Origin of the sequence: Streptomyces gelaticus (assembly GCF_014649535.1) — a bacterium.
GTDB classification, from domain to species: Bacteria; Actinomycetota; Actinomycetes; order Streptomycetales; family Streptomycetaceae; genus Streptomyces; species Streptomyces gelaticus.
Genome location: NZ_BMTF01000001.1, coordinates 246,026 through 271,997 on the forward strand (window position 1 = coordinate 246,026; position 25,972 = coordinate 271,997).

Below are 25,972 nucleotides of genomic sequence, written 5' to 3' on the forward strand. Positions count from 1 at the left end.
CTTCCCGTGGCAGATCCCGCAACCGAGGGCAGGCGGCTGAGCCGCAGTTTCGGCTGGCTCACCGTGCTGGGCGCCCTTCTCGTCGTGGCCGGCCTCGTCGGTCTCGTCTACACCGGCGTCGCGACGCTGACCTCGATGATCCTGTTCGGCTGGCTGCTGCTGATCGGCGGGATCGTCGGACTGCTGCACGCCATCGATTCCCGTGGCAGCGAGTACTTCTGGCTGGGTGTCGTGGTGGCCGCGCTGAACATCGCCGCCGGAATCGTCGTCATCCGCCACCCGCACGGCACGGCGGAGGCGCTGACCATGTTCGCCGCCCTGCTCTTCTTGACCGGCGGGGTGTTCCGCCTGGTGGGCAGCGTCGTGGTGCGCGGCCCACAGTTCGGCTGGACGCTGCTGCAGGGCGCATTCGGTCTGCTGCTGGGACTGCTGGTGCTCTTCGACTGGCCGCACAGCAGCCTCTACGTACTGGGTCTCTTCTTCTCGCTGGCGCTGCTCTTCGACGGGCTCGGCCTGATCGCGATGGGCGTGGGCGGACGCCGTATCGTCTCGATGGTCTCGGAACAGAGTGTGACCGGAGAGATTCCCGACTCACCCCGGCGAAACGAGCAGAAGCGGTCCAATGACTGAGTCATTCGCGTCCTGACCGATCAGAACATGTCGATAGAGGTCGATTTCTTTTCAGTGACCCGGCCCGGACCGACTACGCCCCGCACTCTGTACTCGACGTGCAGTCACCATCGAGTGGAGAGCGGGTACCGGACTATGGAGAGCCGCGGCAGTGTCCCCGCCCGGCCCGTGTCGTACGAGGGAGTCTGGCGGTTCACCGCCCCGGCCGTGGACGTCTCCGTACCGCAGGCCCGGCACGCGGTGCGCGACCTGCTCCAGCGCCAGGGCGTGCCGCTGGACGACGACCTCGCCGACGGGCTGCTGCTCATCGTCTCCGAGCTGGTCACCAACGCGGTGAAGCATGCCGCGCTGCTCTCGCCGGAGCTCGCCGTCGAGGTGGCCGTCGGCGAGGAGTGGGTCAGGGTGTCCGTCGAGGACAACCATCCCTACCGTCCGAGCGCCCTGGAGACGGACTACGCGCAGACCGGCGGGCGCGGTCTGCTGCTGGTCCGGGAGATCACCCGGGAAGCGGGCGGAGCCTGCGATGTGGAGCACACCGCAGGCGGCGGAAAGATCATCTGGGTGGCGCTGCCACTGAGCCCGCGGCCCTGAGCACCGGCGCTCGTCGGCGCACACGGTGCCGTCCGCCCGTCACCAGCCGGCGGACGGCCCCGTCAGCTCCCTGATAGCCGGGCGCGCCGCGTCCAGCACCGTCATGAACCAGGCCGAGAACGGCGACCGCGCATGCCGCTCGGCCAGTTCCTCGGCCGTCACGAACGCGGTCTCGCCGACCTCCTCCGGATCCGGGGCCGGCCGCTCCTGTGCCATCCCCACGAAGAGATGGTTGAACTCCTGCTCCACCAGACCGGAGGCCGGGTCGGGGTGGTTGTAACGGACCGTGCCCGCCTCGGCCAGCAGGGAGGGCGAGATCCCCAGCTCCTCGTGGGTGCGCCTCGCGGCGGCGGCGAAGGGCGCCTCGCCGGGGTACGGGTGGCCGCAGCAGGTGTTCGACCAGACACCGGGGGAGTGGTACTTGCCGAGCGCACGGCGCTGGAGCAGCAGCCTGCCCTGCTCGTCGAAGAGGAAGACCGAGAAGGCCCGGTGCAGTCGGCCGGGCGGCTGATGGGCGGCGAGCTTCTCCGCCGTACCGATGGTGGTGCCGTCCTCATCGACCAGTTCGAGCATGATCACTTCTGCTGTGCCGTTCGACGAGCTGTGCGCCGCGGTGGCTGGTGTGGTCGGCATACCCATCCTTCGCTATGGTCCCGGCCCGGTGCGCCGGTCCCGTCGATTCCGGTCAAGTCTGCCGTACAAAAGCCGCTTGTCCGCACCTCGGGGTCTGGCATGTCCGGTCCCGACGCACGGCGGCGTGCGTCGGGACCGGACGGCGCGTCAGACGCCGAAGGCGGCCGGGTAGCGGATCGTGCCCCGCGGAACCGGCACGGATTCGTCCAGCACCAGCGCCATCATGGCCTCGTCCGGGACGTCGAAGCCCGGCCGGATCCCGTACCGCGACGCCGGTACGAAACCGAACCTCGGGTAGTAATCGGGATGGCCGAGCACCAGGACGAGTGACTCGCCGCGCAGCCTTGCCGCGTCGAGCACCGCCCGCACCACGGCCTGCCCCGCACCCCGGCGCTGGTGTTCCGGGGCCGTCGCCACCGGGGCCAGCGCGAGTGCCGGAACGTCCCCGACCCGGCACCGGGTCAGCAGGGCGTACGCCGCGACGTCCCCGTCCGGGCCGTCCGTCGCGACCCGGGAGAGGCCGGGCAGCCAGGCCGCCGGGTCGGCGCGCAGCGCATCGACGAGAGCGGCCTCGTCCGGCGTCGGGAACGCGGCGGCGTTGACCGCGTGGACGGCCGCCGTGTCCGCCGCCGTCTCCGGCCGGGTCCTCCAGCGGGGGCCGGCGGGGCGCAGCACGTAGCAGGCGTAGCCGTACTCCGTGCCGTGGTCGCGCCGCATGGCCAGCTCCTCGCGGGTCGCCGCGAGCGCCCACGCCATGCCGGGAGCCGACGCGTCGGCGGCCTCGACCCGCTCGGCGAGCGGGGTGTAGTACTCGTCCCAGTCGCTGTCGGGCTGCACCAGCGCCCCGAGGACGTGGTATCCGGCCGCGACGGCGGCCGCGGTGTTGCCCGCCACGGGGCGCATCGACGTCTGCTGCTCCCAGAAGGCGCGCGCCTCGGCCGTCGGTGTGTCCGTCGTCCAGACGCACTCGCTGACGACCAGGGAGCCACCCGGGGCGAGCAGTCGCTTCCAGTCGCGCAGTGCGGTGTCGAAACCGATGATGTACGCCGACCCCTCGGCCCAGACGAGGTCGAACGACCCGTCGGGGAAGTCGGGGCCGGACAGCTCCGCCATGTCGGCCCGGACCGTACGGACGCGGTCGCCGAGCCCGCGGGCGTCGGCCGCCTCCCGCAGTTCGTCGAGGAACGGCTGGTGGAGGTCGACGGCGGTCACCTCGGCGCCGGACTCGGCGGCGAGGAGCAGCGCGGCCCGGCCGGGACCGCAGCCCAGATCCAGGACGCGCGGACGGTGCGGCAACGGGCCGACGAGCGCCAGCAGCCGTCGGGCGGTGGCATCGGAGCCGGGGCTCTGCCGGGGCAGGCCGTGGTGCAGGGAGAAGAACGCCTCGGTACGGAAGGCGTGGTCGTTGTCGGTCAACGTGGGAACCCTTGGTGTACGAGGGGCTCCGGCCGGCGTGCCGACCCGTTGCGAGTCGGGGCGCTAGCCGAGAGCCCGGGAGATGAGGGAGGTCCGGATGCTGCGCCGGGCAGGCGCCTTCGCGACGGTCATCAACCTCAGCTCCTCTTTCGCACATGGGGAGGCCGAACGCCTCCGCGGGTACCCTACACGGCCCCGCCGGACGGGATCTCAGTGGCAGAGCCTGGCCTCGTGCTCGGCATGGCCGCTCGGCTCCAGCTGGAAGGTGCAGTGCTCCACGTCGAAGTGGACGCCCAGGCAGCCCTGGAGTTCGTGGAGGAGCTTCTCGTGCCCGATCGAGTCGAGCATGTCCTGGCGCACCACCACATGGGCGGAGAGCACCGGCATACCCGAGGTGATCGTCCAGGCGTGCAGGTCATGGACGTCCAGCACGCCGGGCAGGGCGGTGATGTGGGCCCGCACCTCACCCATGTCGACCCCCTTGGGAGCCGACTCCAGGAGCACATTGAGCGTCTCCCTGAGCAGCTTCACGGTCCGGGGGACGATCATCAGGCCGATGACCAGCGAGGCGATCGGGTCGGCGGCCTGCCAGCCGGTGGCCAGGATGATCCCCGCCGAGATCAGCACCGCGAACGAGCCGAGCGTGTCCGCGAGCACCTCCAGGTAGGCGCCGCGCACATTGAGGCTTTCCTTCTGCCCGCGCATCAGCAGCGACAGCGAGATCATGTTGGCGACCATGCCCACCAGGGCGAAGGCGATGGTCAGCCCGCCCCTGGTCTCCGCCGGGGTGATGAAGCGCTCGACGGCCTCGAAGAGGAGGAAGCCGCCCACACCGAGCAGCAGCAGACAGTTGGCGAGCGCGGCGAGGATCTCGGCACGGGCGTAGCCGAAGGTGCGGTTCAGCCCGGCCGGCCGGTTGGCGAAGTGGATCGCCAGCAGCGCCATGCCCAGGCCGAGGGCGTCGGTCGCCATGTGGGCCGCGTCGGCGATCAGCGCCAGCGAGTCGGCGAGCAGACCGCCGACGATCTCCACCGTCATCACGGTGAGTGTGATGCCGAGTGCGATCCGCAGCCGCCCCTTGTGCGCGGCGGCTGCCGTGCCGGTCGGCGGCGGCCCGCCGTGTGTGTGCCCGTGGTCGTGCCCTGCCCCCATGGGGAAAGCCTCCCGGTCGTCTCGCGGTCCCGGACGCGGTCGGCCCGGGCACTGCCAGTCAACTACGGGTGGGGGGTATCCGGCAACACGGTACTGAACACCGTTGTCATATGCTCTGACCTGCGGAAACGCTTGCAGGTCAGGGCGGCGGCGCGATGGTCGGGAGCGGGTCGCGCCGACGCGTTTTGTCAGGCGAGGCGGCGATCGACGATGATGATCGCGGGCGGCGTCGCATGATGCCGGTCCACCTCGAACAGAGCGCAAACAGGCAGTGAACTCGCGCTTCCGTTCATCCGATAGCCTCTGCCGACGTGCCGCCGGCCCGCCTCCGGGCCGCACTGTCGCGCGCCGACCCCGTCAGCACCAAGGAGTGAGTTCGTCTGTCGACCGCCATCCTCACCGGTGCACCGGTACCCGGATCGTCGCTCGCGGACGATCTGCGGTCACTGGGCTTCGACGTACAGGCCGCCGCCGATGTGTCCGAGGCCGCACGGCTGCTCTCGGCCGTCCCCGCAGACCGCCGCGTCGCACTGGTCGACCCCCGATTCGTCGGGCATGTCCACGCCCTGCGGCTCGGACTGACCGACCCGCGCTTCCCCGCCGCCACCGTGCCCGGCGCGCTCACCGCGCAGCCGGAGGCACGCCCCGCGCTCGTCCGGGCCCTGGACACCACGGCCGAGGCCGTCGGCGCCGGCGTACCCACGGGCAGGCCGGACGCACCGGTCATCGACCGCACCGTGCCCGGCCGCATCGCCGTCACCATGGACGCCGAGGGCACCGCCGTGCAGCGTCCCGAGCTGGGCTCGCTGGTCGCGGCCGTGCCGGTCGACGACGCGGCACGCGAGGCCGCCCTGAGCGACCGCGCCGCGGTCGACGACGAGGCGGTGCGGCTGCGCAGCGCAGTGAAGGCCCACGACGGCTTCTTCACCACGTTCTTCATCAGCCCGTACTCCCGCTACATCGCCCGCTGGTGCGCCCGCCGCGGCCTCACACCGAACCAGGTCACCACCGCGTCCCTGCTGACCGCGCTGATAGCGGCCGGCAGCGCGGCGACCGGCACCCGCGGCGGCTACATCGCCGCCGGGCTGCTGCTGCTCCTCTCCTTCGTCCTGGACTGCACCGACGGGCAGCTCGCCCGCTACTCGCTCCAGTACTCGACGATGGGCGCCTGGCTGGACGCGACCTTCGACCGGGCCAAGGAGTACGCCTACTACGCGGGCCTCGCGCTCGGCGCCGCCCGCGGCGGGGACGACGTATGGGCGCTCGCCCTCGGCGCGATGGTGCTCCAGGCCTGCCGGCACGTCATCGACTTCTCGTTCAACGAGGCCAACCACGACGCGGTGGCCAATTCGAGCCCCACGGCAGCACTCTCCGACCGGCTCGACAGCGTCGGCTGGACCGTCTGGCTGCGCCGGATGATAGTGCTGCCGATCGGTGAGCGCTGGGCGATGATCGCGGTGCTGACCGCGGTGACCACCCCCCGGATCGTCTTCTACGCCCTGCTCGTCGGCTGCTCCTTCGCCGCCTGCTACACCACCGCGGGACGGCTGCTGCGCTCCCTGACCCGCAAGGCCGAGCGCACCGACCGCGCCGCGCGGGCCCTCGCGGACCTCGCCGACTCCGGCCCGCTGGCCGAGACCGTCGCCGCGGTCGGGCCCCGGCTCGGTGGCCGCTGGAGCCCCCCGGTCACGGCCCTGCTCGCCGGGGCGCTCATGATCGCCTCCGCGCTCTCGCAGCCCTTCGGCAGCTGGCACACCATCCTGGCGGCCGTGGTCTGCGCGATGTTCTCCGGCATGGCCGTCTCCCGCCCCCTCAAGGGTGCGTTGGACTGGCTCGTGCCCCCGATATTCAGGGCGGCCGAGTACTGCACCGTCCTGATCCTCGCGGCCCGCAGCGATGTCCAGGGAGCCCTTCCCGCGGCTTTCGGGCTGGTCTCGGCCGTCGCCTACCATCACTACGACACGGTGTACCGCATCCGCGGCGGCACCGGTGCGCCGCCCCAGTGGCTGGTACGCACGATCGGTGGGCACGAGGGCCGCACCCTGGTGGTGGCCGTACTCGCCGCCGTATTCACTCAGCATCCGGCTTTCACCGTGGCACTCACCACGCTCGCCGTGGCGGTGGCCCTGGTGGTGCTCGTGGAGTCCATCCGCTTCTGGGTGTCCTCCGGAGCACCCGCCGTTCACGACGAAGGAGAACCCGCATGATCGGCCTCGTACTGGCAGCCGGTGCAGGACGGCGTCTGCGTCCCTACACCGACACGCTCCCGAAGGCGCTCGTGCCTGTCGACGGCGAGAAGACGGTACTGGACCTCACGCTGGCCAACTTCGCGGAGATCGGCCTCACCGAGGTCGCGGTCGTCGTCGGCTACCGCAAGGAAGCCGTGTACGACCGCAAGGCCGAGCTGGAGGCCAAGTACGGCGTGACCCTCACCCTGATCGACAACGACAAGGCCGAGGAGTGGAACAACGCCTACTCCCTGTGGTGCGCCCGCGAGGTCCTGGGGCGCGGTGTCATCCTGGCCAACGGCGACACCGTCCACCCCGTCTCCGTCGAGAAGACCCTGCTCGCCGCCCGGGGCAACGGCCAGAAGATCATCCTCGCTCTCGACACGGTGAAGCACCTCGCCGACGAGGAGATGAAGGTCGTCACCGAGGACGGCAAAGGTGTGCGGCGCATCACCAAGCTGATGGACCCGGCCACCGCGACCGGTGAGTACATCGGCGTCACCCTCATCGAGCCCGAGGCCGCCGCGGAGCTCGCGGACGCTCTGAGGACGACCTTCGAGCGCGACCCCGACCTCTACTACGAGGACGGCTACCAGGAGCTCGTGAACCGCGGCTTCACCGTCGACGTGGCACCCATCGGCGAAGTGACGTGGGTGGAGATCGACAACCACGACGACCTCGCGAAGGGCCGTGAGATCGCGTGCCAGTACTGACCCGGCTCATCCCGTCCCCGGTCGTCGTCGACATCCGTCGCGGCGCTCTGGACGACCTGGCCGGCCTCCTCGCGGACCAGCGGATCTCCGCCTCCGGCAAGCTGGCCGTCGCGATCAGCGACGGCTCGGGGCGCGCCCTGCGGGAGCGGCTGACTCCCGCGCTGCCCGGTGCCCACTGGTATCCCGTGGCCGACGGCACCCTCGACTCGGCGGTCAAGCTGGCCGACGACATCAAGGGCAACCGCTACGACGCCGTGGTCGGCCTCGGCGGCGGCAAGATCGTCGACGTGGCGAAGTACGCGGCGGCGCGGGTCGGGCTGCCCATGGTCGCGGTGGCGACCAACCTCGCCCACGACGGCCTGTGCTCGCCCGTCGCGACGCTCGACAACGACAACGGCCGCGGCTCCTACGGAGTCCCCACCCCGATCGCCGTGGTCATCGACCTCGACATCGTCCGCCAGGCGCCGGCCCGCTTCGTGCGCTCCGGCATCGGCGACGCGGTCTCCAACGTCTCCTGCGTGGCCGACTGGGAACTCGCCCACGAGGTCAACGGCGAGGAGATCGACGGCCTCGCCGCCGCCATGGCCCGCCAGGCCGGTGAGGCCGTGCTGCGCCACCCCGGCGGGATCGGCGACGACGCCTTTCTCAAGGTGCTGGCCGAGGGCCTCGTGCTGACCGGCATCTCGATGTCCGTCGCCGGGGACTCCCGGCCGGCCTCGGGCGCCTGCCACGAGATCAACCACGCCTTCGACCTGCTGTACCCCAAGCGCGCCGCCAGCCACGGTGAGCAGGTCGGCCTCGGCGCCTGCTTCGCCATGCACCTGCGCGGCGCGCGCGAGGAGTCGCTGCTCATGGCAGCCACCCTGCGCCGTCACGGTCTGCCGGTCATGCCCGACGAGATCGGGTTCACCACCGACGAGTTCGTCCGGGCCGTCGCATACGCACCGCAGACCCGCCCGGGGCGGTTCACCGTCCTGGAACACCTCAAACTGTCCACCGATCAGATCAGGGACGCGTACGCCGACTATGCAAAAGCCATCCATAGCTGAACTCCGTCCGGTCGTGCACCCCCCGGGTGTGAAGGACCGGCGCAGCGGTGAGCACTGGGCTGGTCGGCTCTACATGCGCGAGATCTCGCTGCGCATCGACCGGCACCTGGTGAACACCAGGGTCACTCCCAACCAGCTGACCTATCTGATGACGGTCGCCGGAGTGCTCTCCGCGCCTGCCCTGCTCGTCCCGGGCATTCCCGGTGCGCTGCTCGGGGTGCTCATGGTCCAGCTCTACCTCCTGCTCGACTGTGTCGACGGCGAGGTGGCCCGCTGGAAGAAGCAGTTCTCGCTGGGCGGGGTCTACCTGGACCGGGTCGGCGCGTACCTCTGCGACGCGGCCGTGCTGGTCGGCTTCGGCCTGCGAGCCGCCGACCTGTGGGGCACCGGGCGGATCGACTGGCTCTGGGCCTTCCTGGGCACGCTCGCGGCCCTCGGCGCCATCCTGATCAAGGCCGAGACCGACCTGGTCGGCGTCGCCCGCCACCAGGGCGGGCTGCCGCCGGTCAAGGAGGCCGCCTCGGAGCCGCGCTCGTCCGGGATGGCGCTCGCCCGCCGGGCCGCCGGCGCGCTCAAGTTCCACCGGCTGATCCTCGGGGTCGAGGCATCACTGGTCATCCTGGTGGCCGCCGTCCTCGACACGGTCCGCGACGATCTGTTCTTCAGCCGTCTCATGGTCGCGGTGCTGGCCGGCATCGCGCTGCTGCAGACGCTCCTGCATCTGGTGTCGATCCTGGCGTCGAGCAGGCTGAAGTGAGCAAGCCCATGAAACTCGGCGCGGTCGTCATCACGATGGGCAACCGGCCGGCCGAGCTGCGCGCGCTCCTCGATTCGGTCGCCGGGCAGGACGGCGACCGGATCGAGGTGGTGGTCGTCGGCAACGGCGCCCCCGTGCCGGACGTCCCCGCAGGTGTGCGGGCCGTCGAACTGCCCGAGAACCTGGGCATCCCCGGCGGCCGCAATGTCGGGATCGAGGCCTTCGGTCCGTCCGGCGCCGACGTGGACGCCCTGCTCTTCCTCGACGACGACGGGCTGCTGCCGCTGACCGACACCGCCGAGCTGTGCCGGCAGGCCTTCGAGGCCGATCCCGGGCTGGGCATCATCAGCTTCCGTATCGCCGACCCGGACACCGGTGTCACGCAGCGCCGCCACGTACCGCGGCTGCGTGCCTCCGATCCGATGCGCTCCTCACGCGTGACGACCTTCCTCGGCGGCGCCAACGCCGTACGCACCAAGGTCTTCGCCGAGGTCGGGCCGCTGCCCGGCCGGTTCTTCTACGCCCACGAGGAGACCGATCTCGCCTGGCGGGCACTGGACGCCGGCTGGATGATCGACTACCGCGCGGACATGGTCCTCAACCACCCGACGACCGCCCCCTCGCGGCACGCCGTGTACCACCGCATGGTGGCCCGCAACCGGGTCTGGCTGGCCCGACGGAACCTGCCTGCCCCCCTGGTACCGCTCTACCTCGGGGTGTGGCTGCTGCTGACCCTGCTCCGCAAGCCCTCGGGCCCCGCGCTGAAGGCCTGGTTCGGCGGCTTCCGGGAAGGCTGGTCCACCCCGTGCGGAACCCGCCGTCCGATGAAGTGGCGCACGGTATGGCGGCTGACCAGACTCGGCCGACCTCCCGTGATCTGAGAGGCTCACCTCTGAGAGCATGGGACGTACGTCTTCTCCACGCGACCTGTCCGCTCCGAGCCGCGCCCACGACCGGCTGCGCATCTTGAATACGAGAGTTTCATCTGGTGAGTGACACAACCCACGATGGTGCGGTCGCATTGAGCACCCCACCATACGCCGACGACGGCCTGAGCTCGGCCGAACTGGCCGCCAAGCACGGCCTGACGGTGAGCGGCGCCCGGCCGGGGCTCTTCGAGTACATCCGGCAGCTCTGGGGCCGGCGCCACTTCATCATGGCGTTCTCCAGGGCGAAGCTGACCGCCCAGTACAGCCAGGCGAAGCTCGGCCAGCTGTGGCAGGTGGCCACACCGCTGCTCAACGCCCTGGTCTACTACTTGATCTTCGGGCTGATCCTGGGTACCCGGAAGGGAATGACCCAGGAGGTCTTCATCCCGTTCCTGGTGACCGGAGTCTTCGTCTTCACCTTCACCCAGAGTTCGGTGATGGCGGGCGTGCGGGCCATCTCCGGCAATCTGGGCCTGGTCCGGGCACTGCACTTCCCGCGTGCCTCGCTGCCGATCTCGTTCTCGCTCCAGCAGCTCCAGCAGCTGCTGTTCTCGTTGATCGTGCTCGCGGCGGTGGCCGTCGCCTTCGGCAGCTACCCGAGCCTCTCGTGGCTGCTGATCATTCCCGCGCTGGTCATGCAGTTCGTCTTCAACACCGGTCTGGCGCTGATCATGGCCAGGCTCGGCAGCAAAACCCCCGACCTCGCCCAGCTGATGCCGTTCGTCATGCGGACCTGGATGTACGCCTCGGGCGTCATGTTCTCCATCCCGGTGATGCTCAAGGACAAGCCGGACTGGATCGCCAACGTGCTCCAGTACAACCCGGCGGCCATCTACATGGACCTGGTCCGCTTCGCTCTGATCGACGGGTACGGCGCGGGGAACCTGCCGGCGCACGTCTGGATCGTGGCGCTCGCCTGGGCGGTCCTCATCGGCCTCGTGGGCTTCGTGTACTTCTGGAAGGCAGAGGAACGGTACGGCCGTGGCTGACGACAAGAATCCGGGGCGCGTCCCCACCGTCATCGCCGACGATGTGCACATCGTGTACCGCGTCAACGGCGCCGGCGGCGGCAAGGGCAGCGCCACCGCGGCGCTGAGCCGGATCCTGCGCCGCGGCAAGGGCGAGTCGCGCGGTGTGCGCAAGGTGCACGCCGTCCGCGGTGTCTCCTTCACCGCCTACCGGGGCGAGGCGATCGGCCTCATCGGGACCAACGGCTCCGGGAAGTCGACGCTGCTGCGGGCCATCGCCGGCCTGCTGCCGACCGAGCACGGCAAGGTCTACACCGACGGGCAGCCGTCGCTGCTCGGGGTGAACGCCGCGTTGATGAGCGATCTGACCGGTGAGCGCAATGTGGTGCTCGGCGGTCTCGCGATGGGCATGTCCCGCGAGGAGATCCACGAGCGTTACCAGGGCATCGTCGACTTCTCCGGCATCAACGAGAAGGGCGACTTCATCACCCTGCCGATGCGTACGTACTCCTCCGGCATGGCCGCACGCCTGCGCTTCTCCATCGCCGCCGCCAAGAACCACGACGTCCTCATGATCGACGAGGCGCTGGCGACCGGTGACCGCAAGTTCCAGATCCGCTCCGAGAAGCGCATCAGGGAGCTCCGCAAGGAGGCCGGCACCGTCTTCCTGGTCAGCCACAGCAACAAGTCCATCAGGGACACCTGTGACCGGGTGCTGTGGCTGGAGAAGGGCGAGCTGCTGATGGACGGCCCCACGGACGAGGTGCTCAAGGCGTACGAGCGCGAGACCGGCAAGTAGCGGTTCTCCCGGTCCCGCGACGCCCAGGCGGCCTTTGCCGGTACTCCGGCAAGGGCCGCTGCGGTGTCCGGATCGTGGACCGCCGCCGGCACTCTCCACGCCCGGCGGTATGTCCCGCACCGGATCTCGTCCCGACGGATGACGCCAATGGCCTTGTGTGCGGGGAAGGTTGGCGGGGCGGGAAGCGTACCGGCGACGCGCCCAACACCCCGCCGTATGGATGAGCCTTGTACAACGTAAGCTGTACCGGTGCTGATTCGAGGCAAGTGGGGCGATAGCGCCTGGTGCACGGCCCGTAGGCAGCGCTCCGTACTCGGCAGAGCGGGCGGCGTGTCCGGAATGGGATGTTTTGGGTCAGCAGTGTAGAACGGGAGATGTGACGGCCATGACGGAAAATCTCCAGCTCCGAGGTGTTCACGCCGTCCCAGCACCGGGCGGTCCCTGGTGACCCGTACCCGGCAGGCGCACCCCGACGACGTCGCGCCCAGCACCCTCGACAAGGCCGCGGACGAGAATTTCCCCGTAGCCCCCTTCTTCCTGCCCCGCGCCTGGCGCGACGACCTCATGGCCGTCTACGGCTTCGCCCGTCTGGTCGACGACATCGGCGACGGCGACCTCGCCCCCGGCGGCGGGGACGCCCGTCACCTCGGTGTCGATCCCGCACGGACCGACGACCGGCTCGCCGTGCTCGACGCCTTCGAGGCCGATCTGCACCGGGTCTTCGACACCGCGGGCGACGGCCCCCGCCACCCTCTGCTGCGAGGCCTGCGTCCCACCGTGCGGCGCTGCGGGCTCACTCCCGAACCCTTCCTCGGGCTCATCGAGGCGAACCGGCAGGACCAGAAGGTCCGCCGCTACGGGACGTACGAGGAGCTCCTGGCCTACTGCGAGCTCTCCGCCAACCCCGTGGGCCGGCTGGTCCTGCAGATCACCGGGACCGCCAGCCCCGAGCGCATCCGGCGTTCCGACGCGGTCTGCACCGCCCTCCAGATCGTCGAGCACCTCCAGGACGTCACCGAGGACCTCGGCCGTGACCGGATCTACCTCCCCGCCGAAGACATGGCGCGGTTCCACGTCGACGAAACCGGTCTCGCCGCCCCCTCGGGGAGCGCATCGGTGCGTTCACTGGTCGCGTACGAAGCGGAACGCGCTCGGGAACTGCTGAAGGAAGGCACCCCTCTGGTGGGCAGCGTCCACGGCAGGCTCAAGCTGCTTCTCGCCGGATTCGTGGGAGGGGGGCGCGCCGCCCTCACCGCGATCGCGGCTGCCGGGTTCGACGTACTGCCCGGACCGCCCAAGCCCACCAGGCCCGGCCTGCTGCGCGAGGTGGGAGTTGTCTTGCGAGAAGCGCGTAGAGAGGGGTGAGCCGGACCGTGGAGGGACAGACGACGTACATGTCGGCACCGGTACAGGCCGCATACAGTTACTGCGAGGCGGTCACCGGACAGCAGGCGCGTAACTTCGCGTACGGCATCAGACTGCTGCCGACCGGGAAGCGGCAGGCCATGTCGGCGCTGTACGCCTTCTCGCGGCGCGTCGACGACATCGGCGACGGCGAGCTGGACGCGGACACCAAGCGGGCCCGCCTGGAGGGCACCCGCTCCGTCCTGGACCGGATCCGGGGCGGAGCGGTCGACGAGGACGACACCGACCCGGTGGCCGTCGCGCTCGCCGACGCCGCGCGCAGGTTCCCGCTCCCGCTCGGCGGGCTCGACGAACTCATCGACGGCGTACTGATGGACGTGCGCGGCGCGACGTACGAGACCTGGGACGACCTCAAGGTCTACTGCCGCTGTGTCGCGGGCGCCATCGGCCGCCTCAGCCTGGGCGTCTTCGGCACCGAGCCCGGCGCCCCGGGGGCCGACCGGGCCGCCGAGTATGCCGACACGCTGGGCCTCGCGCTCCAGCTGACCAACATCCTGCGCGATGTCCGCGAGGACGCGGGCAACGGACGTACGTATCTGCCCGCCGACGACCTCGCCAAGTTCGGCTGCTCGGCCGGCTTCCACCGGGCCACACCGCCGCCCGGCGCCGACTTCGCCGGCCTCGTCCACTTCGAGGTACGGCGCGCCCGCGCCCTGTTCGCCGAGGGATACCGGTTGCTGCCCATGCTGGACCGGCGCAGCGGAGCCTGCGTCGCGGCCATGGCAGGCATCTACCGCCGGCTGCTCGACCGGATCGAACGCGACCCCGAGGCGGTGCTGCGCGGCCGGGTCTCGCTGCCGGGCCACGAGAAGGCGTACGTCGCGGTGCGCGGGCTGTCCGGCCTCGACGCCCGGTACATCTCCAGGCGCACCACCAGGGGGCGTGTCTGATGCGCCGTGAGGACATCTCGCGCACCATGTGGAACACGGAGACCCGATCCGCCCGGCGATCAACCCTGCGCCGTACCGACGCGTCCCAGACTGAAGTGGCCCGGCGAAAGGAGGACGCATGACGGACGGTGCCCCCCGCTCCTCCCGTGCGGTCGTCATCGGCGGCGGTCTCGCCGGAATCACCTCGGCGCTGCGCCTCGCCGACGCCGGGCTTGACGTGACCCTGCTCGAAGGCCGGCCCCGCCTCGGCGGCCTCGTCTTCTCCTTCCGGCGCGGCGAACTGACGGTCGACAACGGACAGCATGTCTATCTGCGCTGCTGCACCGCCTACCGCTGGTTCCTCGACCGCGTCGACGGGGCCCGTCTGGCGCCCCTGCAAGACCGTTTGGACGTGCCCGTTCTCGATGTCGGACGCCCCTCGGGCCCCCGGCTGGGACGGCTGCGCCGCAACGGGCTCCCGGTACCCTTCCACCTCGCCGCCGGACTGGCCGGCTACCCGCACCTCTCGCTCGCCGAGCGGGCCGGTGTCGGCCGTGCCGCACTGGCGCTCGGCCGCCTCGACCCCGACGACCCCGCGCTCGACACCGTCGACTTCGGCAGCTGGCTCGCCCGGCACGGCCAGTCGCCGCGCACCGTCGAAGCCCTCTGGGACCTGGTCGGCGTCGCCACGCTCAACGCCACCGCGCCGAACTCCTCGCTGGCCCTGGCCGCGAAGGTCTTCAGGACCGGACTCCTCTCCGAGCCCGGCGCCGCCGACATCGGCTGGGCGAGCGTGCCCCTCGGAGAGGTCCACGACACGCTGGCCCGCAAGGCCCTCGACGCCGCCGGAGTCCGTACCCAGCTGCGCACGAAGGCGTCCTCCCTCACCCGTACGGAGCACGGCCGCTGGATCGTGGAGACCGGCGCCGAACGGATCGAGGCGGACACCGTCGTCCTCGCCGTCCCGCAGCGCGAGACCCACGACCTGCTGCCCGAGGGCGCGCTCGACGAGCCCGAGCGGCTGCTCGGCATCGGCACGTCACCGATCCTCAACGTGCACGTCGTCTACGACCGCAAGGTGCTGCGCCGCCCGTTCTTCGCCGCGCTCGGCTCCCCGGTCCAGTGGGTCTTCGACCGTACGGACGCCTCGGGCCTCACCGGACCCGGCCAGTACCTCGCCGTGTCCCAGTCCGCCGCCGACGAGGAGATCGACCTCCCCGTCGCCGAGCTGCGTGCCCGCTACCTGCCCGAGCTGGAGCGGCTGCTGCCGGCCGCCCGCGGGGCCGGCATCAGGGATTTCTTCGTCACCCGGGAGCGTGCGGCGACCTTCGCCCCCGCCCCCGGCGTCGGCCGGCTGCGGCCGGGGGCCCGCACCCGCCTCCCCGGCCTCTGCCTGGCCGGGGCGTGGACGGCCACCGGCTGGCCCGCGACGATGGAGGGTGCCGTCCGCAGCGGGTTCAGCGCGGCGGACGCCGCGCTCCGGGCGCTCGGCCGCTCCCATGAACATCCGCTGCAGGAGGCGGCATGAGCAGTACCACCGGAACAAGAGGAGAGTCAGTGACCCCGGCGAATCCGGCTTTCGACACCGTGGCCGATACCACGGACGTCACCGCGCTTCTGGAGCGCGGACGGGCCCTTTCCACGCCGGTGCTCCGGGCCGCCGTTGACCGGCTCGCACCGCCCATGGACACCGTCGCCGCCTACCACTTCGGCTGGATCGACGCCCAGGGACAGCCCGCCGACGGCGACGGCGGCAAGGCCGTCCGCCCGGCCCTCGCCCTGCTGTCCGCGGAGGCCGCGGGCGCCGCGGCCGAGGCCGGCGTACCCGGCGCCGTGGCCGTCGAACTCGTGCACAACTTCTCGCTGCTGCACGACGACCTGATGGACGGCGACGAACAGCGCCGCCACCGCGACACCGTCTGGAAGGTGCACGGCCCCGCCCAGGCGATCCTGGTCGGCGACGCGCTCTTCGCCCTGGCCAACGAGGTCCTGCTGGAGCTCGGCACGGTCGTGGCGGGCCGCGCGACCCGCCGGCTGACCGCGGCCAGCCGCAAGCTCATCGACGGGCAGGCCCAGGACATCTCCTACGAGCACCGCGAGCGGGTCACCGTCGAGGAGTGCCTGGAGATGGAGGGCAACAAGACGGGCGCCCTGCTCGCCTGCGCCTGCTCCATCGGCGCGGTCCTCGGCGGCGCCGACGACCGGACCGCCGACACCCTGGAGGCGTACGGATACCACCTCGGTCTCGCCTTCCAGGCCGTCGACGATCTGCTCGGCATCTGGGGCGACCCCGAGTCCACCGGCAAGCAGACCTGGAGCGACCTGCGCCAGCGCAAGAAGTCCCTGCCGGTCGTCGCCGCGCTCGCAGCGGGCGGACCGGCATCGGAGCGCCTGGGCGAACTGCTCGCGGCCGACGCCAAGAGCAGCGATTTCGACAGCTTCTCCGAAGAGGAGTTCGCCGCCCGTGCGGCACTCATCGAGGAGGCGGGCGGCCGCGAGTGGACCGCCCAGGAGGCCCGTCGGCAGCATGCGGTCGCCATCGAGGCGCTGCACCGCGTCGACATGCCGCAGACCGTGCGGGCGCAGCTCACGGCGCTCGCGGACTTCGTCGTCGTACGAAAGAGATGATCATTATCTGCTCCATATGACTCGCAGTCGCCGGCCGGTGCCCGTATCAGGCACCGGCCGACGGAGACCCCAGCACAGCAGATGACCGGACTGCACGAAGGGGAAGCCATGACAGCGACGACCGACGGAAGCACCGGGGCCGTGAATCCCCGGGCAGCCTCGGCCAGTGAACCGACCGACACAACCATCGCCGCGGACGACGTATTCACCGCCGCGAGGCGGGCCGCGGAACGCTCGGTGGAGCACCTCCTCGGCAGGCAGGACGAACAGGGCTGGTGGAAGGGCGACCTCGCCACCAACGTCACGATGGACGCCGAGGACCTGCTGCTCCGTCAGTTCCTGGGAATCCAGGACCCGGCCGTCGTCCAGGCGGCCGGCCGCTTCATCCGCGGCGAACAGCTGGGAGACGGCACCTGGGCCACCTTCCACGACGGCCCCGGCGAACTCTCCACCACCATCGAGGCGTACGTCGCCCTGCGGCTGGCCGGAGACCGGCCGGACGAACCGCACATGGCCCGCGCCTCGGCCTGGATCAGGGAACAGGGCGGAATCGCGGCCGGCCGGGTCTTCACCCGCATCTGGCTCGCCCTCTTCGGCTGGTGGAAGTGGGACGACCTGCCGGAACTCCCGCCCGAGATGATGTTCTTTCCCAAGTGGGCCCCGCTCAACATCTATGACTTCGGCTGCTGGGCCCGCCAGACCATCGTGCCGCTCACCATCGTCTCGGCGAAGCGCCCAGTACGCCCGGCCCCCTTCCCGCTCGACGAACTGCACACCGATCCGCGCAATCCGAACCCCCCGAGGCGCCCCGCCCCGGCCGCGAGCTGGGACGGCGTCTTCCAGCGCCTGGACAAGGCGCTGCACGTCTACCACCGGATCGCACCGCGTGGGCTGCGCAGGATCGCGATGAACTCGGCGGCCCGCTGGATCATCGAGCGCCAGGAGAACGACGGCTGCTGGGGCGGCATCCAGCCGCCCGCCGTGTACTCCGTCATCGCCCTGCACCTGCTCGGCTACGACCTCGACCACCCGGTCATGAGGGCCGGACTCGAATCGCTCGACCGGTTCGCGGTGTGGCGCGAGGACGGCGCCCGGATGATCGAGGCCTGCCAGTCCCCGGTGTGGGACACCTGCCTCGCCACCATCGCGCTCGCCGACGCCGGGGTCCGGCCCGACCACCCGGCGCTCGTCAAGGCCGCGGACTGGATGCTCGGCGAGGAGATCGTCCGGCCCGGCGACTGGTCGGTGCGCCGACCCCGGCTCAACCCGGGCGGCTGGGCCTTCGAGTTCCACAACGACAACTACCCGGACATCGACGACACCGCGGAGGTGGTCCTCGCACTGCGCCGGGTCCGCCACCCGGACCGGGCGCGCGTCGAGGCGGCCATCAAGCGCGGAGTCCGCTGGAACATCGGGATGCAGTCCCGCAACGGAGCCTGGGGCGCCTTCGACGCGGACAACACCAGCGCGTTCCCCAACCGGCTGCCGTTCTGCGACTTCGGCGAGGTCATCGACCCGCCGTCCGCCGATGTCACGGGGCACGTGGTGGAGATGCTCGCCGTCGAGGGGCGCTCCGGTCACCGTGCCACCCGGCGGGGCGTCGAGTGGCTGCTCGCCGAACAGGAGGCGAGCGGTGCCTGGTTCGGCCGCTGGGGCGTCAACTACGTGTACGGCACGGGGTCGGTGGTGCCGGCCCTGGTGGCCGCCGGACTGCCCGTGACGCACCCGGCGATCCGCCGCGCGGTCGGCTGGCTGGAGTCGGTGCAGAACGACGACGGCGGCTGGGGCGAGGACCTGCGCTCGTACCAGGAGGAGAAGTGGATCGGGCACGGCGCCTCGACCGCCTCCCAGACCGCCTGGGCCCTGCTCGCGCTGCTCGCCGCCGGACGCCGGGACAGCCGGGCCGTGGAGCGGGGCGTGTCCTGGCTCATCGAGACGCAGCAGGCCGACGGCTCCTGGGACGAGCCGTTCTTCACGGGCACCGGCTTCCCGTGGGACTTCTCCATCAACTACCACCTCTACCGCCAGGTCTTCCCGCTCACCGCACTCGGGCGGTACGTGTACGGCGAACCGTTCGCCGACCGCACGGCCACCCGCAAGGGGGCCTGATGGCCGACGGGCCGGGTACGGTCGGCCCCGTGCCGCTGCTGATCGCCTGCGCGCTCGGCATCGAGCAGTTCGCCCTGCGCAGTGGCCGGGGCAGGGTCGAAACCGCTCCCGGCCCGGTGTCCGTACTCCGTACGGGCATGGGGCCCCGGGCCGCCGAAACGGCCGTCGCACGGGCGCTCGGTCAGGAGCGGGCGCCCGGCACGGCGGTTCTCGCCTCCGGGTTCTGCGCCGGGCTGGTGCCCGGAATGCACCCCGGGGACCTGGTGGTCGCCGACGAGACCCGGGAAGCCGGGGACTCCACGGTCTGCACCGGTTCCGGCCTGCTTGCCGAGGCCCTGGCCAGGGCGGTGCCCGGCCACGCCGTCCACACCGGTCCGCTGACCGGCTCCGCCCATGTCGTACGCGGACATGAGCGGGCCGAGCTGCGGGCCACCGGAGCGATCGCGGTGGACATGGAGTCCGCCGCCACTCTGCGCACCGCTCTGCGGTCCGGGCCGCGCCCGGTTGCCGCCGTACGGGTGGTCGTGGATGCTCCGGAGCATGAGCTCGTCCGCATCGGCACGATACGCGGTGGAATATCAGCTTTCCGTGTTCTCCGTGCCGTCCTGCCGGCTTTCCATGAATGGCACCGATCTTTGCTGCTCCCCAGGAGGTGAGCCAGATGGCCATGCCGCTCCGTCAGTCCATCAAGGTTGCGACGTACCTCATTGAACAGAAGCTCCGCAGGCGGGAGAAATTCCCGCTCATTGTGGAACTGGAGCCGTTGTACGCCTGCAATCTCGCGTGCGAGGGGTGCGGGAAGATCCAGCATCCGGCCGGTGTGCTCAAGCAGCGCATGCCGGTGGCCCAGGCCATGGGTGCCGTGCTCGAATCGGGTGCCCCGATGGTTTCCATCGCGGGCGGCGAACCGCTGATGCATCCGCAGATCGACGAAATCGTCCGGCAGTTGGTGGCACGGAGAAAGTACGTCTTCCTGTGCACAAACGCGATGCTGCTGCGGAAGAAGATCGAGAAATTCACGCCCTCGCCGTACTTCGCATTCGCCGTGCACATCGACGGGCTGCGCGAACGCCACGACGAATCGGTTGCCAAGGAAGGTGTTTTCGACGAGGCGGTGGCGGCGATCAAGGAGGCCAAGCGGCGCGGCTTCCGGGTCACCACGAACTCCACCTTCTTCAACACCGACACCCCGCAGACCGTCATCGAGGTCCTCAATTACCTCAATGACGACCTGAAGGTCGACGAGATGATGATCTCGCCCGCGTACGCCTACGAGAAGGCGCCCGACCAGGAGCACTTCCTGGGCGTCGATCAGACCCGCGAACTGTTCAAGAAGTCGTTCGCCGGCGGCAACCGGTCGCGCTGGCGGCTGAACCACTCGCCACTCTTCCTGGACTTCCTGGAAGGCAAGGCGGACTTCCCGTGCACGGCCTGGGCCATTCCGAACTACTCACTGTTCGGCTGGCAGCGGCCCTGCTACCTGATGAGCGACGGCTACGTACCGACGTACCGTCAGCTCATCGAGGAGACCGACTGGGACAAGTACGGCCGGGGCAAGGACCCGCGCTGCGCCAACTGCATGGCGCACTGCGGCTACGAGCCCACCGCCGTGCTCGCCACCATGGGATCGCTGAAGGAGTCCCTGCGCGCGGCGCGCGAGACCGTCTCCGGCAACCGGTGACGTCATGACGGCCGGCGAGCCGGTCGAACCGGGTCTCCCCGGGCTGCCGGCCCGGCCGCTCGTGATGCGCCGCCACTCGCGGCGCATCCGGGTCCGGTGCCGGTGCAGTCGATGACCACGACGCGGACGTCGGACATGGGCGCGACGTGGCAGCGGATCGCGGAGCCGACGGCGTCAAAGGCTGTCAGATCGTGCGGGTGTCGTCGAGCCGTTGATCGAAGAGCCCATGAGGATCGCCGAGGGCATTGCGGAGGCGGGGTGCCGTCGGGGGTTCCCGCCGTCACCGTGAGCTGAGACAGAACCAGAGAGGGCCCGAACGTGACAATTCTGGAGAGCATCCGGGGGCCGCACGATCTCAAGGCGCTGAATGGGGCACAACTCGGTGAACTCGCTGGGGAAATCAGGCAGTTCCTCATCGAGGCGGTGGCCAGGACCGGCGGTCATCTGGGACCCAACCTCGGGGTGGTGGAGCTCTCCATCGCCCTGCACCGCACCTTCGACTCGCCCGCCGACCGCATCCTCTGGGACACCGGGCACCAGAGCTATGTGCACAAACTGCTCACCGGGCGGCAGGACTTCTCCAAGCTGCGCGGCAAGGGGGGGCTGTCCGGATACCCCTCCCGGGAGGAGTCCGCGCACGACGTCATCGAGAACTCGCACGCCTCGACCGTCCTCGGCTGGGCCGACGGCATCGCCAAGGCCCATCAGGTGCGGGGACGGAGCGACCACGTCGTGGCCGTCATCGGGGACGGGGCCCTCACCGGCGGGATGGCCTGGGAGGCGCTCAACAACATCGCCGCCGCCCGCGACCGGCCGCTGGTCATCGTGGTGAACGACAACGAGCGCTCCTACGGCCCGACGATCGGCGGCCTCGCCGATCACCTCGCCACCCTCCGTACCACCGACGGATACGAGCGCTTCCTGTCCTGGGGCAAGGAGGTGCTCCAGCAGACGCCCGTCATCGGACAGCCGCTGTACGAGTCGCTGCACGGCGCGAAGAAGGGGTTCAAGGACGCCTTTGCCCCGCAGGGCATGTTCGAGGACCTCGGGCTCAAGTACGTCGGGCCGATCGACGGCCATGACATCGCGGCTGTCGAATCCGCCCTGCACCGGGCGAAACGCTTCCACGGCCCCGTGCTTGTGCACTGCCTCACCGAGAAGGGCCGCGGCTACCCGCCCGCGCTCCGGGACGAGAACGACCATTTCCACACCGTCGGTGCGATGGACCCGCTGACCTGCGCGCCGCTCGCCCCGGCCGGCGGGCCCTCGTGGACGTCGGTGTTCGGGGACGAGATCGCCGCGATCGGCGCGGAGCGGCCGGACGTCGTGGCCATCACCGCGGCGATGCTCCACCCCGTCGGACTGACGAGGTTCGCCGAGGCGTTCCCCGGCCGGGTCTGGGACGTCGGCATCGCCGAGCAGCACGCCGCCGTGTCCGCGGCCGGACTGGCCACCGGCGGGCTGCACCCGGTCGTCGCCGTCTACGCCACCTTCCTCAACCGGGCCTTCGACCAGCTGTTGATGGACGTCGCGCTGCACCGGTGCGGGGTGACCTTCGTGCTCGACCGGGCCGGCGTCACCGGACCCGACGGGGCCTCGCACAACGGTGTGTGGGACATGTCCGTGCTCCAGGTCGTCCCCGGGCTGCGGATCGCCGCCCCGCGCGACGCGGGCCAGCTCCGTGCCCAGCTCCGCGAGGCCGTCGACGTCGACGACGCACCCACCGTGATCCGTTTCCCCAAGGAGCCGGTGGGGGAGCCGGTCCCGGCGGTCGGCCGGATCGGCGGCATGGACGTGCTGCACCGGGCGGAGGACCCCGATGTGCTGCTCGTGGCCGTAGGCGTGCTCGCCCCGGTCTGTCTGAAGGCTGCCGACCTGCTGGCCGGGGCCGGACTGCGCTGCACCGTCGTCGACCCCCGCTGGGTCAGGCCCGTCGACGAGGAACTTCCTCCGCTCGCCGCCCGGCACCGGCTGGTCGCCGTCGCAGAGGACAACAGCCGGGCCGGTGGCGTCGGTTCGGCGGTCGGACAGGCGCTGCGGGACGCCGGGGTCGACGTACCGCTGCGGACGTTCGGCATCCCCGAGCAGTTCCTCGCGCACGGCAAGCGTGCCGAGGTGCTGGCCGACATCGGGCTCACCCCGGTCGAGATCGCCGGACGGATCAGCGCAGCACTGGCCGCCAAGGAGGCGGCGACGAGAACCGAGGAGAGCGGGGAATGAAGGACGACGGGCCCAAGGGCTTCGACCTGGCACGGCTCCTCGCGGAGCGCGGCGCCGAACGCTACGAGCTGCACACGAAACACCTCAACCACCAGCTGCCCCGGATGCTCCACACCATCGGCTTCGACAAGGTCTACGAACGGGCCGAGGGCGCCCACTTCCGCGACGCGGACGGCAACGACTACCTCGACATGCTCGCCGGATTCGGCGTGATGGGCCTCGGACGGCACCACCCCGTCGTACGCAAGGCCCTGCACGACGTCCTGGACGCTTCGCTCGCCGACCTCACCCGCTTCGACTGCCAGCCGCTGCCCGGACTGCTGGCCGAGCGGCTGCTCGCGCACAGCCCGCACCTGGACCGGGTCTTCTTCGGCAACAGCGGCACGGAAGCGGTCGAGACGGCCCTGAAGTTCGCCCGCTACGCCACCGGCAGGCCCAGGATCCTCTACTGCACCCACGCCTTCCACGGGCTGACCACCGGCTCCCTCTCGGTCAACGGGGAGGACGGCTTCCGGGACGGCTTCGCCCCCCTGCTGCCGGACACCGCCATCGGGCTCGGCGACCTCGACGCGCTGCGGCGCGAGCTGAAGCGGGGTGACGTGGCGGCACTGGTCGTCGAGCCGATCCAGGGCAAGGGCGTCCACGCCGCGCCTCCCGGCTTCCTGCGGGACGCGCAGGAGCTGCTGCACAAGCACAAGGCGCTGCTCATCGCCGACGAGGTGCAGACCGGGCTCGGCCGGACCGGCGATTTCTACGCGTACCAGCACGAGGAGGGTGTCGAGCCCGATCTGGTCTGTGTCGCCAAGGCCCTCTCCGGCGGCTATGTGCCGGTCGGGGCGACCCTGGGCAAGGACTGGATCTTCCGGCGCGTCTACTCGTCGATGGACCGGGTCCTGGTCCACTCCGCGAGCTTCGGCTCCAATGCCCAGGCGATGGCGGCCGGGCTCGCGGTCCTCGCGGTGATGGAGGACGAGGAGACCGTTGCCCACGCGCGCCGCATCGGCGAGCTGCTGCGTGCCCGGCTGACCGCCCTGGTCGACCGCTACGAACTGCTGCACGAGGTGCGCGGGCGCGGGCTGATGATCGGCATCGAGTTCGGCCGGCCCACCTCGCTCAAGCTGCGCAGCCGCTGGACCATGTTGCAGGCGGCCCGCAAGGGGCTCTTCGCGCAGATGGTGGTGGTGCCCCTGCTCCAGAAACACCGCATCCTCACCCAGGTCTCGGGCGACCATCTGGAAGTGATCAAGCTGATTCCGCCCCTGGTGATCGACGAGTCGGATGTCGACCGGTTTGTCACGGCGTTCACCGCTGTGATGGACGACGCACACAGCGGCGGTGGGCTGATGTGGGACTTCGGCAGGACACTGGTGAAGCAGGCAGTCGCCAACCGCTGAGTGCTTTTGCCTGAGAGGTAAGAAATTTGCCTCTCAGGCAGGATCCTGGCCCAATAGGTACATGAATCCTCCAGACGGAGGGGTGGCCGACGAGCTGCCCGGAGTCGCGCCGCGCCTGCGCGATCTGCGCCGGAGTCGTGGTCTCACCCTGGAGGCCGCCGCTCAGCGGGCCGGGCTCTCACCTGCTCATCTCTCCCGGCTCGAAACGGGTCGCCGCCAGCCTTCGCTGCCGATGCTCCTCGGTCTTGCCAGGATCTACGGTACGACGGTCTCCGAACTGCTCGGCGAGACGCCCCCGGAACGCGACGCGATCATCCGCGGCGGGAAGTTCGAGGGGGCCGAGGCGGACGGCTGGATGTACCAGCAGGCAGGCGGCTCCGGCCGGGCGATGCAGGCGCTCCGTGTCCGGGTTCCGCAGGCCGCGCAGAGCGATCTCGTGCGCGTCCACCCCGGCGAGGAATGGCTGTACGTGCTCGCCGGGCACCTGCGGGTGTGGCTCGGGGAGACCGTGCATGATCTCGCCCCCGGTGACAGCGCGCACTTCGACTCGCTCACCCCGCACCGGATCACCGCTGTCGACCGCGACGGCGCCGAGCTGCTCTTCGTCCACACCCTGCTGCAGAGCCCCGCTGCCGAGCTGTGCCTCGGCAGCGGCATCCATCGCCGCTGAGACCGGTCTCCGGTCGCCAGAGAGGATCGTCATGTCCGATTCAGAGAACTTCGACCCGCTCGGGTCCAGCAAGAAGTACGAGGCCCAGGAGCGGAAGTTTCCGCGCGGTGTGGTGATCCGGCTGTTCGCCTACCTCATCGCCGGACACATCTTCGCGGCCTTCCTCTACCTGCTCTTCGCGGTGGCCGGCAAGGGCTGACCACCGCTGCCGCGCGGCCCCTACGCCTCGTCGAGGAGCCGGTCGCGCAGCCGTTCGCGGGTCTCGGGGGTGAGCCCCAGGCCCTCGGAGAAGTAGCGTTCCGTGCTGCCCCAGGTCTCGTCGATGGTGGCGAACGCCGCGGCGAGGTACTCGGCGTGGGCACCGAAGAGCGGGTTGAGCAGTTCCATCACCTCGGCCGACATGCCCTGCGCCGAGGTGTCGCTGCGGCGCACCTTGTAGCGGCGGTGGGCGTCGTTGGACTTGAGGTAGTCGGCCTCGATGGCATCGCGCTCGACGCCGACGGCGAGCAGGGACACCGCTATCGACAGACCGGCCCGGTCCTTGCCCGCCGCACAGTGCATCAGGGCGGGCACGCTGTCCTCGGCCAGCGCGTGCAGGACCCGGCTGTGCTCGGCGGTGCGGTCCCGGATGATCGAGCGGTACGAGGCGATCATCCGGTTCGTGCCCTTGCCGTCACCCAGGATCGAGCGCAGCTGTGCGATGTCGCCGTCGCGGACCATGTGCCAGAACTCCGAGCCGTCGACCGGGTCGGAGAGCGGGATGCTCACGTTCCGTACGCCCGGCAGCTCCACGTCCAGGCCGTCGAGCCGGCGGTCGGCGTCATTGCGGAAGTCGAAGATCGTGTGGAGACCGAGGCCGCCGAGGAAGGAGGCGTCCTCTGCGGTGGCGTGTGCCAGGTGACCGCTGCGGAAGAGCCGCCCGTGCCGCACCCGCCGGCCGTCCGCGGTGGGCAGCCCGCCCACGTCGCGGAAGTTGCGGACACCCGCCAGCTCGGGTTCCGTCGACGGTACCTGCGGCAACTGCTGGGTCACAGTGACTCCTCGGGTGTCCGGTGCCGACGCGGGTCGCCGGCAAGGCAGCTCCCGCGACCATACGACATTGATTCCTCAG

At 70.6% G+C, this 25,972-nt stretch carries 24 protein-coding genes and 1 pseudogene; 21 read left to right on the top strand and 4 right to left on the bottom strand.

Annotation, left to right across the window (positions count from 1 at the left end; all coding sequences use genetic code 11):
* Window positions 1-6 precede the first annotated feature (6 nt).
* Window positions 7-630, top strand: a complete 624-nt coding sequence (locus IE107_RS01120; RefSeq protein WP_189539968.1) for an HdeD family acid-resistance protein — start codon at window positions 7-9, stop codon at window positions 628-630.
* A 135-nt stretch (window positions 631-765) separates the two neighbouring features.
* On the top strand, window positions 766-1,221 hold the full coding sequence (locus tag IE107_RS01125) for an ATP-binding protein (RefSeq protein ID WP_189539970.1): 456 nt from the start codon (window positions 766-768) through the stop codon (window positions 1,219-1,221).
* A 39-nt stretch (window positions 1,222-1,260) separates the two neighbouring features.
* Here IE107_RS01125 and idi read toward each other — a convergent pair whose 3' ends face one another.
* From idi to IE107_RS01140, 3 genes are all read right to left on the bottom strand, one after another.
* Window positions 1,261-1,854 carry an isopentenyl-diphosphate Delta-isomerase gene (gene idi, locus IE107_RS01130; protein WP_189539972.1) on the bottom strand — a complete coding sequence of 198 codons (594 nt, stop codon included), beginning with the start codon at window positions 1,852-1,854 and terminating at the stop codon, window positions 1,261-1,263.
* 147 nt (window positions 1,855-2,001) lie between these two features.
* Entirely contained in the window at window positions 2,002-3,270 is a 1,269-nt protein-coding gene (locus IE107_RS01135) for a bifunctional class I SAM-dependent methyltransferase/N-acetyltransferase (RefSeq protein ID WP_189539974.1), read from the bottom strand.
* Between the two features lie 210 nt (window positions 3,271-3,480).
* Window positions 3,481-4,422 carry a cation diffusion facilitator family transporter gene (locus IE107_RS01140; protein ID WP_189539976.1) on the bottom strand — a complete coding sequence of 314 codons (942 nt, stop codon included), beginning with the start codon at window positions 4,420-4,422 and terminating at the stop codon, window positions 3,481-3,483.
* A 437-nt stretch (window positions 4,423-4,859) separates the two neighbouring features.
* Here IE107_RS01140 and IE107_RS01145 point away from each other — a divergent pair, with 437 nt between their 5' ends.
* From IE107_RS01145 to IE107_RS01235, 19 genes and pseudogenes are all read left to right on the top strand, one after another.
* On the top strand, window positions 4,860-6,629 hold the full coding sequence (locus tag IE107_RS01145) for a DUF5941 domain-containing protein (protein ID WP_229866658.1): 1,770 nt from the start codon (window positions 4,860-4,862) through the stop codon (window positions 6,627-6,629).
* Entirely contained in the window at window positions 6,626-7,363 is a 738-nt protein-coding gene (locus IE107_RS01150) for a phosphocholine cytidylyltransferase family protein (RefSeq protein WP_189539978.1), read from the top strand. Before IE107_RS01145 ends, IE107_RS01150 begins: the two co-directional genes overlap by 4 nt.
* Window positions 7,351-8,412 carry an iron-containing alcohol dehydrogenase family protein gene (locus IE107_RS01155; protein WP_189539981.1) on the top strand — a complete coding sequence of 354 codons (1,062 nt, stop codon included), beginning with the start codon at window positions 7,351-7,353 and terminating at the stop codon, window positions 8,410-8,412. Before IE107_RS01150 ends, IE107_RS01155 begins: the two co-directional genes overlap by 13 nt.
* Window positions 8,390-9,169: a CDP-alcohol phosphatidyltransferase family protein gene (locus IE107_RS01160; protein ID WP_189539983.1), complete on the top strand. Its 780-nt coding sequence runs from the start codon at window positions 8,390-8,392 to the stop codon at window positions 9,167-9,169. The genes IE107_RS01155 and IE107_RS01160 overlap by 23 nt, the downstream gene beginning before the upstream one ends.
* 8 nt (window positions 9,170-9,177) lie before the next feature.
* Window positions 9,178-10,050: a glycosyltransferase family 2 protein gene (locus IE107_RS01165; protein ID WP_189540568.1), complete on the top strand. Its 873-nt coding sequence runs from the start codon at window positions 9,178-9,180 to the stop codon at window positions 10,048-10,050.
* Between the two features lie 107 nt (window positions 10,051-10,157).
* Entirely contained in the window at window positions 10,158-11,087 is a 930-nt protein-coding gene (locus tag IE107_RS01170) for an ABC transporter permease (RefSeq protein WP_189539985.1), read from the top strand.
* Complete coding sequence (locus tag IE107_RS01175) at window positions 11,080-11,865, top strand: ABC transporter ATP-binding protein (RefSeq protein ID WP_189539987.1); 786 nt, start codon at window positions 11,080-11,082, stop codon at window positions 11,863-11,865. Before IE107_RS01170 ends, IE107_RS01175 begins: the two co-directional genes overlap by 8 nt.
* A gap of 444 nt (window positions 11,866-12,309) precedes the next feature.
* Window positions 12,310-13,230: a squalene synthase HpnC gene (hpnC, locus tag IE107_RS01180; protein WP_189539990.1), complete on the top strand. Its 921-nt coding sequence runs from the start codon at window positions 12,310-12,312 to the stop codon at window positions 13,228-13,230.
* A 29-nt stretch (window positions 13,231-13,259) separates the two neighbouring features.
* Window positions 13,260-14,180, top strand: a complete 921-nt coding sequence (gene hpnD, locus IE107_RS01185) for a presqualene diphosphate synthase HpnD (protein ID WP_189539991.1) — start codon at window positions 13,260-13,262, stop codon at window positions 14,178-14,180.
* A gap of 118 nt (window positions 14,181-14,298) precedes the next feature.
* A complete protein-coding gene (gene hpnE / locus IE107_RS01190) occupies window positions 14,299-15,687 on the top strand; it encodes a hydroxysqualene dehydroxylase HpnE (RefSeq protein WP_189539994.1) in 1,389 nt (462 codons plus the stop codon).
* Window positions 15,684-16,787, top strand: coding sequence for a polyprenyl synthetase family protein (locus IE107_RS01195; RefSeq protein ID WP_189539996.1), 1,104 nt, complete (start codon window positions 15,684-15,686; stop codon window positions 16,785-16,787). The genes hpnE and IE107_RS01195 overlap by 4 nt, the downstream gene beginning before the upstream one ends.
* A 108-nt stretch (window positions 16,788-16,895) precedes the next feature.
* Window positions 16,896-18,896 carry a squalene--hopene cyclase gene (gene shc, locus IE107_RS01200; RefSeq protein WP_189539998.1) on the top strand — a complete coding sequence of 667 codons (2,001 nt, stop codon included), beginning with the start codon at window positions 16,896-16,898 and terminating at the stop codon, window positions 18,894-18,896.
* Complete coding sequence (locus tag IE107_RS01205) at window positions 18,896-19,552, top strand: phosphorylase family protein (RefSeq protein ID WP_189540000.1); 657 nt, start codon at window positions 18,896-18,898, stop codon at window positions 19,550-19,552. Before shc ends, IE107_RS01205 begins: the two co-directional genes overlap by 1 nt.
* Before the next feature lie 5 nt (window positions 19,553-19,557).
* Window positions 19,558-20,577, top strand: coding sequence for an adenosyl-hopene transferase HpnH (gene hpnH, locus IE107_RS01210; RefSeq protein WP_189540003.1), 1,020 nt, complete (start codon window positions 19,558-19,560; stop codon window positions 20,575-20,577).
* Between the two features lie 93 nt (window positions 20,578-20,670).
* Window positions 20,671-20,780 (top strand): annotated as a pseudogene (locus IE107_RS36020) (flavodoxin-dependent (E)-4-hydroxy-3-methylbut-2-enyl-diphosphate synthase); the annotation flags it as partial.
* Between the two features lie 115 nt (window positions 20,781-20,895).
* Window positions 20,896-22,797, top strand: a complete 1,902-nt coding sequence (gene dxs, locus IE107_RS01220) for a 1-deoxy-D-xylulose-5-phosphate synthase (RefSeq protein WP_189540005.1) — start codon at window positions 20,896-20,898, stop codon at window positions 22,795-22,797.
* Complete coding sequence (locus tag IE107_RS01225; protein WP_189540007.1) at window positions 22,794-24,191, top strand: aspartate aminotransferase family protein; 1,398 nt, start codon at window positions 22,794-22,796, stop codon at window positions 24,189-24,191. Before dxs ends, IE107_RS01225 begins: the two co-directional genes overlap by 4 nt.
* Window positions 24,192-24,252: 61 nt before the next feature.
* Window positions 24,253-24,861, top strand: a complete 609-nt coding sequence (locus IE107_RS01230; protein WP_189540009.1) for a helix-turn-helix domain-containing protein — start codon at window positions 24,253-24,255, stop codon at window positions 24,859-24,861.
* A 31-nt stretch (window positions 24,862-24,892) separates the two neighbouring features.
* Window positions 24,893-25,060, top strand: coding sequence for a DUF6126 family protein (locus tag IE107_RS01235; protein WP_189540011.1), 168 nt, complete (start codon window positions 24,893-24,895; stop codon window positions 25,058-25,060).
* A gap of 20 nt (window positions 25,061-25,080) precedes the next feature.
* Here the strand turns inward: IE107_RS01235 and IE107_RS01240 are convergent, their stop codons facing one another.
* Window positions 25,081-25,893, bottom strand: coding sequence for a tyrosine-protein phosphatase (locus IE107_RS01240; RefSeq protein ID WP_189540013.1), 813 nt, complete (start codon window positions 25,891-25,893; stop codon window positions 25,081-25,083).
* Window positions 25,894-25,972 lie beyond the last annotated feature (79 nt).

What these genes read in the sequence shown, in the direction of transcription:
- IE107_RS01125 (WP_189539970.1), top strand. Translation starts at nt 766, where the DNA reads ATGGAGAGCCGCGGCAGTGTCCCCGCCCGGCCCGTGTCGTACGAGGGA.
- idi (WP_189539972.1), bottom strand. Translation starts at nt 1,854, where the DNA reads ATGCCGACCACACCAGCCACCGCGGCGCACAGCTCGTCGAACGGCACA.
- IE107_RS01140 (WP_189539976.1), bottom strand. Translation starts at nt 4,422, where the DNA reads ATGGGGGCAGGGCACGACCACGGGCACACACACGGCGGGCCGCCGCCG.
- IE107_RS01150 (WP_189539978.1), top strand. Translation starts at nt 6,626, where the DNA reads ATGATCGGCCTCGTACTGGCAGCCGGTGCAGGACGGCGTCTGCGTCCC.
- IE107_RS01160 (WP_189539983.1), top strand. Translation starts at nt 8,390, where the DNA reads ATGCAAAAGCCATCCATAGCTGAACTCCGTCCGGTCGTGCACCCCCCG.
- IE107_RS01165 (WP_189540568.1), top strand. Translation starts at nt 9,178, where the DNA reads ATGAAACTCGGCGCGGTCGTCATCACGATGGGCAACCGGCCGGCCGAG.
- hpnD (WP_189539991.1), top strand. Translation starts at nt 13,260, where the DNA reads ATGTCGGCACCGGTACAGGCCGCATACAGTTACTGCGAGGCGGTCACC.
- hpnE (WP_189539994.1), top strand. Translation starts at nt 14,299, where the DNA reads ATGACGGACGGTGCCCCCCGCTCCTCCCGTGCGGTCGTCATCGGCGGC.
- IE107_RS01195 (WP_189539996.1), top strand. Translation starts at nt 15,684, where the DNA reads ATGAGCAGTACCACCGGAACAAGAGGAGAGTCAGTGACCCCGGCGAAT.
- shc (WP_189539998.1), top strand. Translation starts at nt 16,896, where the DNA reads ATGACAGCGACGACCGACGGAAGCACCGGGGCCGTGAATCCCCGGGCA.
- IE107_RS01205 (WP_189540000.1), top strand. Translation starts at nt 18,896, where the DNA reads ATGGCCGACGGGCCGGGTACGGTCGGCCCCGTGCCGCTGCTGATCGCC.
- hpnH (WP_189540003.1), top strand. Translation starts at nt 19,558, where the DNA reads ATGGCCATGCCGCTCCGTCAGTCCATCAAGGTTGCGACGTACCTCATT.
- IE107_RS01225 (WP_189540007.1), top strand. Translation starts at nt 22,794, where the DNA reads ATGAAGGACGACGGGCCCAAGGGCTTCGACCTGGCACGGCTCCTCGCG.
- IE107_RS01230 (WP_189540009.1), top strand. Translation starts at nt 24,253, where the DNA reads ATGAATCCTCCAGACGGAGGGGTGGCCGACGAGCTGCCCGGAGTCGCG.
- IE107_RS01235 (WP_189540011.1), top strand. Translation starts at nt 24,893, where the DNA reads ATGTCCGATTCAGAGAACTTCGACCCGCTCGGGTCCAGCAAGAAGTAC.